Origin of the sequence: Microbacterium sp. ZW T2_14, from assembly GCF_044987405.1 — a bacterium.
Lineage (GTDB): Bacteria > Actinomycetota > Actinomycetes > Actinomycetales > Microbacteriaceae > Microbacterium.
Genome location: NZ_JBJDRK010000101.1, coordinates 1 through 7006, shown reverse-complemented (window position 1 = coordinate 7006; position 7006 = coordinate 1). Strand labels below are relative to the sequence as shown.

The window sequence follows — 7006 nt, the reverse complement described above, 5'->3', positions numbered from 1 at the left end:
CACGGTGGCAGAGAACCCCGACCTCGAGCTGGCGCTCGGACGTCGGCTGGGTGACTCCGCCGCGAAGGGCGCGCTCGTCGAGACGCTGCTCAAGGGGCGCGCGAGCGCGGGGGCGACGCTGATCGCGGCATCCCTCGTCCAGCAGCCGCGCGAGCGACGCATCCGCCAGCTGCTGACGCGCGCGACCGACATCGTCGCCGACCAGCGCAACCGGGCCGTCGCGACGGTCGTGGCCGCCGCGCCCCTGAACGCGGTGCAGAGCGAGCGGCTCACCGCCGCCCTGTCCAAGCGGTACGGGACCCCGGTGTCACTGAACACCATCGTCGACCCGACGGTCGTCGGCGGCCTGCGCGTGCAGATCGCAGACGACGTCATCGACGCGAGCGTGTCGGCGCGACTGGCCGACCTCCGTCAGCGGCTCGCCGGCTGACACAGACTTCCCACGCGGAGCCGAGACAGGAACCGCGCGGAGCTTTCGGGGCCGAGGCCCCATGAACGAAGGAAAACAATGGCAGATCTCTCTATCAGCCCCGACGTCATCCGTGACGCGCTGAAGGACTTCGTCGCCGCCTACGAGCCCACCGGGGCTGCGGCCACCGAGGTCGGCACCGTCGTCGACGCCGCGGACGGCATCGCCCACGTCGAGGGCCTGCCCGGTGTCATGGCGAACGAGCTCGTGACGTTCGGCGACGGCACGAGCGGCCTCGCGCTGAACCTCGACGAGCACGAGATCGGTGTCGTCGTCCTGGGCGAGTTCTCGGGTGTCGAGGCCGGCCAGCAGGTGACCCGCACCGGCGAGGTGCTCTCGGTCGCCGTCGGCGACGGCTACCTGGGCCGCGTCGTCGACCCGCTCGGCAACCCGATCGACGGCCTCGGCGAGGTCGCCACCACCGGCCGTCGCGCTCTCGAACTGCAGGCGCCGGGCGTCATGCAGCGCAAGAGCGTGCACGAGCCGCTGCAGACCGGCATCAAGGCGATCGACGCGATGATCCCGGTCGGCCGTGGCCAGCGCCAGCTCATCATCGGCGACCGCCAGACCGGCAAGACCGCCATCGCGATCGACACGATCATCAACCAGAAGGCGAACTGGGAGTCGGGTGACGTCGACAAGCAGGTGCGCTGCATCTATGTCGCCATCGGCCAGAAGGGCTCGACGATCGCGGCCGTGAAGGGCGCCCTCGAGGACGCCGGCGCGATGGAGTACACGACCATCGTCGCGGCCCCCGCCTCCGACCCGGCAGGCTTCAAGTACCTCGCGCCGTACACCGGCTCCGCGATCGGACAGCACTGGATGTACGAGGGCAAGCATGTCCTCATCATCTTCGACGACCTGACCAAGCAGGCCGAGGCCTACCGCGCGGTCTCGCTGCTCCTGCGCCGCCCGCCGGGCCGTGAGGCGTACCCGGGTGACGTCTTCTACCTGCACTCCCGTCTGCTGGAGCGCTGCGCGAAGCTGTCTGACGAGCTGGGTGCGGGCTCGATGACCGGCCTGCCGATCATCGAGACCAAGGCGAACGACGTCTCGGCGTACATCCCGACCAACGTGATCTCGATCACCGACGGCCAGATCTTCCTGCAGTCGGACCTGTTCAACGCCAACCAGCGTCCCGCGGTCGACGTGGGCATCTCGGTGTCGCGCGTCGGCGGCGACGCCCAGGTCAAGTCCATCAAGAAGGTCTCGGGAACGCTCAAGCTCGAGCTCGCCCAGTACCGCTCGCTCGAGGCGTTCGCGATGTTCGCGAGCGATCTGGATGCGGCATCCCGTCGCCAGCTCGCCCGCGGCGCGCGTCTGACCGAGCTGCTCAAGCAGCCGCAGTACTCGCCGTACCCCGTGGAGGAGCAGGTCGTCTCGATCTGGGCCGGCACCAACGGCAAGCTGGACTCGATCGAGGTCGAGGACGTGCTGTCGTTCGAGCGCGAGCTGCTGGACTACCTCCGCCGCAACACCACGATCCTCGACACGCTGCGGGACACGAACGTGCTCGATGACGACACCGTCGCCGAGCTCACCAAGCGGACCGACGACTTCATCCTCGAGTTCCAGGCCGGCAAGGGCCAGGCGATCGGCAAGCCGGGGCATGAAGAGGTCGCGGCTGCCGAGGCCGAGGATGTCAACCAGGAGAAGATCGTCAAGGGCCGCCGCTAAGGCGGCACCGGACTAGGACAATGGGCGCACAACTCCGGGTCTACAAGCAGAAGATCAGCACTGCTCAGACGACCAAGAAGATCACGAAGGCGATGGAACTCATCGCGGCTTCGCGCATCCAGAAGGCCATGGCGCGCGTGCGCGCGTCGTCGCCTTTCGCGCGTGCTGTGACGCGCGCCGTCTCCGCGGTGGCGACGCACTCCAACGTCGACCACCCGCTGACCGTCGAACGTGAGACGATCCGCCGCTCCGCGGTCGTGATCTTCTCCTCCGATCGCGGTCTGGCGGGCGCCTTCAACTCGCAGATCCTCCGCGAGGGCCTCGAACTGGCCGAGCTGATCCGCCGCCAGGGCAAGGAGCCGGTGTTCTACCTCGTCGGTCGCAAGGCCGTCGGCTTCTTCCAGTTCCGTCGCATGGACGCCGCGGCCGAGTGGACGGGTGACACCGACACGCCGCACTTCACGACGGCCGAGGAGATCGCCGCCACCCTGCTGGACGCGTACGACCGCGGCGGCGACGAGAACGGCGTCGACGAGATCCACCTCGTCTACAACCGCTTCGTCAGCATGATGACGCAGTCGCCCGAGACGGTGCGCCTGCTTCCGCTCGAGGTCGTCGAGGCCGCGGAGCAGTCGTCCGCGCAGGTGTACCCGCTCTACGAGTTCGAGCCGGACGCCGAGACCGTGCTCGATGCGCTGCTGCCCGTCTACATCCAGAGCCGGGTCTTCAACGCCCTCCTGCAGTCGTCGGCGGCCAAGCATGCCGCGACCCAGAAGGCGATGAAGTCGGCCAGCGACAACGCCGACAAGCTCATCACCGACTACACGCGCCTGCGCAACAACGCGCGCCAGGCAGAGATCACGCAGCAGATCGCCGAGATCGTCGGCGGCGCCGACGCCCTTTCCTCGGGCAAGTAGCCACTGCTGCGACGTCAGACCACACGAAAGAGAAGAAGCCATGAGCCTCACCGCTGACAAGACCGAGACGGCGGTCGTCGGGCGCGTCGCACGCGTCACCGGCCCCGTCGTCGACATCGAGTTCCCGCACGACTCGATCCCCGACATCTACAACGCGCTGAAGACGACGATCGTGATCGGCGAGGAGTCGACCGAGATCACGCTCGAGGTCGCACAGCACCTCGGCGACGACCTCGTGCGCGCCATCTCCCTCAAGCCCACCGACGGCATGGTCCGCGGCCAGGAGGTGCGCGACACCGGCGGCCCCATCACGGTTCCGGTCGGCGACGTCACCAAGGGCAAGGTCTTCAACGTCACGGGCGACGTGCTGAACGGCGAGCCGGGCGAGACCATCGAGATCACCGAGCGCTGGGGCATCCACCGTCAGGCGCCCTCGTTCGATCAGCTCGAGTCGAAGACCGAGATGTTCGAGACCGGCATCAAGAGCATCGACCTGCTCACCCCGTACGTGCAGGGTGGAAAGATCGGCCTCTTCGGCGGCGCCGGCGTCGGCAAGACCGTCCTCATCCAGGAGATGATCCAGCGCGTCGCGCAGGACCACGGCGGCGTGTCGGTGTTCGCCGGTGTCGGCGAGCGCACCCGTGAGGGCAACGACCTCATCGCCGAGATGGAGGAGGCGGGCGTCTTCGACAAGACCGCCCTCGTCTTCGGACAGATGGACGAGCCGCCGGGGACGCGTCTGCGCGTGGCCCTCTCGGCGCTCACGATGGCGGAGTACTTCCGCGACGTGCAGAAGCAGGACGTGCTGCTCTTCATCGACAACATCTTCCGCTTCACGCAGGCCGGTTCCGAGGTCTCGACGCTCCTCGGCCGCATGCCGTCCGCGGTGGGCTACCAGCCGAACCTCGCCGACGAGATGGGTGTGCTGCAGGAGCGCATCACCTCGACGCGCGGTCACTCGATCACCTCGCTGCAGGCGATCTACGTCCCCGCCGACGACTACACCGACCCGGCGCCGGCGACCACGTTCGCTCACCTCGATGCCACGACCGAGCTCTCGCGCGAGATCGCGTCGAAGGGCCTGTACCCGGCCATCGACCCGCTGACCTCGACCAGCCGCATCCTGGACCCGCGCTACATCGGCGAGGACCACTACCGCGTGGCCACCGCCGTGAAGCAGATCCTCCAGAAGAACAAGGAGCTGCAGGAGATCATCGCGATCCTCGGTGTCGACGAGCTGTCCGAAGAGGACAAGATCGTCGTCTCCCGTGCCCGCCGCATCCAGCAGTTCCTGTCGCAGAACACCTACATGGCGAAGAAGTTCACCGGTGTCGAGGGTTCGACGGTCCCGATCAAGGAGACCATCGAGTCGTTCGACGCCATCGTCAAGGGCGAGTTCGACCACGTCGCCGAGCAGGCGTTCTTCAACGTCGGCGGCATCTCCGACGTCGAAGAGCAGTGGGCGCGCATCCAGAAGGAGAACGGCTGACATGCCGCTCAAGGTGAGCCTGGTCTCCGCAGACGCGGAGGTCTGGTCGGGTGAGGCGTCGCTCGTCGTCGCCAAGACCGTCGAGGGCGAGATCGGCTTCATGAGCGGTCACGAGCCGGTGCTGGCGATCCTCGCCGAGGGTCAGGTGCGCATCACCGAGACCTCGGGGACGAAGATCATCGCCAACGCACAGGACGGGTTCCTGTCGATGGAGGGCGACGACCTCACGATCGTCGCCGGAAACGCCGCGCTGATCGCCTGAACGCACTGCCGTTGAAGAGACGCCCCGAGCCGTTGGACGGCTCGGGGCGTCTCGTCTCGCCGACGGTGCCTGAGCTTGTCGAGGGGCACCCGCTCATCGACCGGGATTCATAGAATGCTCATCCTTCTTCCGCCGTCCGAGACCAAGCGGGCGGGCGGTTCCGGACCCCCGCTGCAGCCGGCGTCCCTCGCGCTGCCCCAGCTGATGCCGCAGCGTGAAGCCGTGATCGACGCGCTCATCGGCCTGGCCGGCGACGCGGACGAGGCGGCGCGCGTGCTCAAACTGGGGCCGACGCAGCGTGGCGAGATCGTGGTGAACGCGCAACTGCGGACAGCCCCGACGATGCCGGCGATCGACCGGTACACCGGTGTGCTCTACGACGCGCTGGATGCGGCATCCGTCCCCGCCGCCGGTCGACGGTGGCTGGGCGCCCACGTGCTCGTCCATTCGGCACCATTCGGCCCGGTGGGTGCGCTGGACGCCATTCCGGCCTATCGCCTCGGGGCCGCCACATCCCTGCCGGGCATGGTGCCGCTGCGGCGGCTCTGGGCGGGCGATGTATCCGCGGCACTCGCGGATCTCGCGCCCCGCTTCGTGCTCGACCTGCGCTCGGAGGCGTATGCGGCGCTCGGACCGGTACCCGCCGGCATCGCCTCGCGCTACGTGCGCGTCGTCAGCGAAGGGGCGGACGGGGCCGTCCGCGCGCTCAACCACTTCAACAAGCACGCCAAGGGGGCACTCGTTCGCCGCCTCGCCCAGGACCGCCCGCGCATCGCATCGGCGGCGGGCTTCCTGCGGTGGACGGATGCCGTCGGCCTGCGTGTGCGCGAGACCGCTGGCGGCGAGCTCGAGCTCTTCGCCTGATCTCCGCGGCCCCCGGGCGCGGCGGGGCCGCTCGACAAGCTCGGCGACCGGTGACGGAGCTTGTCGAAGTCTCCTCAGCGCCGCGTGTGCTGCGCCGTGCGCTCGGTGTTCTCGGCGATCGCGATGAGGGCCACGACGGCCTCGATGATGAACCGCAGCAGGACGATCGCGAGGAAGGTGAGCACCGGCACGACGATGATCGTCGCGATGAGTCCGGTGACGCCGGCTCCGACGTTGAACCACATGACCGAGATGGCGCTCATGATCCCGCCGACGAAATAGACGATGAATCCGATGCCGATCGCGATGAGTCCCACCAGGTAGAACACGCTGGCCAGGCGCCGCGTGATGAAGGTGCGGAACGACAGGTCGAACAGGGCCGTGAAGAATCCCTTGCCGACATCGCCGGCGTCACCCCGGACGGTGGGGACGCCGGTGTCGTCGGGGTCCGCGGTGCGCGCCGCCTCTGCGGCCGACTGCGGGGGCAGCGGCGGGGGAGTGGGGGCGGAAGGATTCTGGTCTGTCATGGCGGCCCTTCGATCTGGTGATGCCCAGGCTATCCACCGGGGACCCGAGGGGGCCATCCCCCCGATATGACGTCAATGCTGACAGGAAGCTGTGAGCGTCGCTAGCATGTGTCCAGCGGAGCAGGGGCTCCGCGGGCGTCTCCTGACGCGTTCTCGAATCGACTCTCTCGGAGGTCGCTCCACCATGACCATGGACTACAACGACGGCAGCGGGGCGGGGGCCCTGATCGCCTGGCTCGTCCTCGCACCGCTCCTCTTCCTCTTCGCCATCGCCGGGTACATCATCGCGTCGTGGTTCTTGATGAAGATCTTCGACAAGGCCGGGGTGCAGGGCCGCTGGCGTGCATGGGTGCCGGTGTACAACACCCTGATCTTCGTGAAGCTCGGCGACCTCAACCCGTGGTGGCTGCTGGTGCTGTGGGGCGGCGGCATCGTGCTCGGCTGGGTGCCCGTGCTCGGCTCGCTCATCGGCATCGCCGCCTTCCTCTACACGCTGATGGCCGCCTGGCGGGTGGGCCTGAAGCTGCAGAAGGAGGCCGTCTGGCTGATCCTCTACTTCTTCCTCGCGATCGTCTGGCTCGGCATCAACGCGTTCGACCGCTCGCGCTGGAACACCGCCATCCCGGCCGCGCCGTGGGCCGGCAACTTCCTCGCCGACAAGACCGTGTGGTCGGGCGTCCCGGCTCAGGTGCCGTCGGGCGGCTACCCGGCCAACCCCGCCACTGCGCCCGGTTACGGCGCCCCGGCGGGATACCAGCCCCCGGCCGGCTACACGCCGCCGGCGCCGCCCGCCGGCTACAG

8 protein-coding genes are annotated in these 7006 nt (G+C 68.3%); 7 read left to right on the top strand and 1 reads right to left on the bottom strand.

What is annotated here, in order from left to right; all coding sequences use genetic code 11:
* From ACI3KY_RS19795 to ACI3KY_RS19770, 6 genes are all read left to right on the top strand, one after another.
* Positions 1-430: F0F1 ATP synthase subunit delta (locus ACI3KY_RS19795; protein WP_404931840.1), on the top strand; the 430-nt coding region annotated here is incomplete at its 5' end.
* Positions 431-508: 78 nt separating this feature from the next.
* Positions 509-2146: a F0F1 ATP synthase subunit alpha gene (gene atpA / locus ACI3KY_RS19790; RefSeq protein WP_404931839.1), complete on the top strand. Its 1638-nt coding sequence runs from the start codon at positions 509-511 to the stop codon at positions 2144-2146.
* A gap of 20 nt (positions 2147-2166) precedes the next feature.
* A complete protein-coding gene (locus tag ACI3KY_RS19785; RefSeq protein ID WP_404931838.1) occupies positions 2167-3063 on the top strand; it encodes a F0F1 ATP synthase subunit gamma in 897 nt (298 codons plus the stop codon).
* Positions 3064-3103: 40 nt separating this feature from the next.
* Positions 3104-4552 carry a F0F1 ATP synthase subunit beta gene (gene atpD / locus ACI3KY_RS19780; RefSeq protein ID WP_404931837.1) on the top strand — a complete coding sequence of 483 codons (1449 nt, stop codon included), beginning with the start codon at positions 3104-3106 and terminating at the stop codon, positions 4550-4552.
* Between the two features lies 1 nt (position 4553).
* On the top strand, positions 4554-4814 hold the full coding sequence (locus ACI3KY_RS19775; protein WP_194413978.1) for a F0F1 ATP synthase subunit epsilon: 261 nt from the start codon (positions 4554-4556) through the stop codon (positions 4812-4814).
* Between the two features lie 114 nt (positions 4815-4928).
* Positions 4929-5678 carry a YaaA family protein gene (locus ACI3KY_RS19770; protein ID WP_404931835.1) on the top strand — a complete coding sequence of 250 codons (750 nt, stop codon included), beginning with the start codon at positions 4929-4931 and terminating at the stop codon, positions 5676-5678.
* A gap of 74 nt (positions 5679-5752) precedes the next feature.
* On the opposite strand, the gene ACI3KY_RS19765 is transcribed toward ACI3KY_RS19770, so the two are convergent.
* Complete coding sequence (locus ACI3KY_RS19765; RefSeq protein WP_404931834.1) at positions 5753-6205, bottom strand: DUF4282 domain-containing protein; 453 nt, start codon at positions 6203-6205, stop codon at positions 5753-5755.
* A 184-nt stretch (positions 6206-6389) separates the two neighbouring features.
* Here ACI3KY_RS19765 and ACI3KY_RS19760 point away from each other — a divergent pair.
* A partial coding sequence (locus ACI3KY_RS19760; RefSeq protein WP_404931832.1) for a large exoprotein occupies positions 6390-7006 on the top strand: 617 nt, incomplete at its 3' end.

Bases quoted from the DNA above. Each gene is read 5' to 3' on its own strand.
- atpA (WP_404931839.1), top strand. From the start codon at position 509: ATGGCAGATCTCTCTATCAGCCCCGACGTCATCCGTGACGCGCTGAAG.
- ACI3KY_RS19785 (WP_404931838.1), top strand. From the start codon at position 2,167: ATGGGCGCACAACTCCGGGTCTACAAGCAGAAGATCAGCACTGCTCAG.
- atpD (WP_404931837.1), top strand. From the start codon at position 3,104: ATGAGCCTCACCGCTGACAAGACCGAGACGGCGGTCGTCGGGCGCGTC.
- ACI3KY_RS19775 (WP_194413978.1), top strand. From the start codon at position 4,554: ATGCCGCTCAAGGTGAGCCTGGTCTCCGCAGACGCGGAGGTCTGGTCG.
- ACI3KY_RS19770 (WP_404931835.1), top strand. From the start codon at position 4,929: ATGCTCATCCTTCTTCCGCCGTCCGAGACCAAGCGGGCGGGCGGTTCC.
- ACI3KY_RS19765 (WP_404931834.1), bottom strand. From the start codon at position 6,205: ATGACAGACCAGAATCCTTCCGCCCCCACTCCCCCGCCGCTGCCCCCG.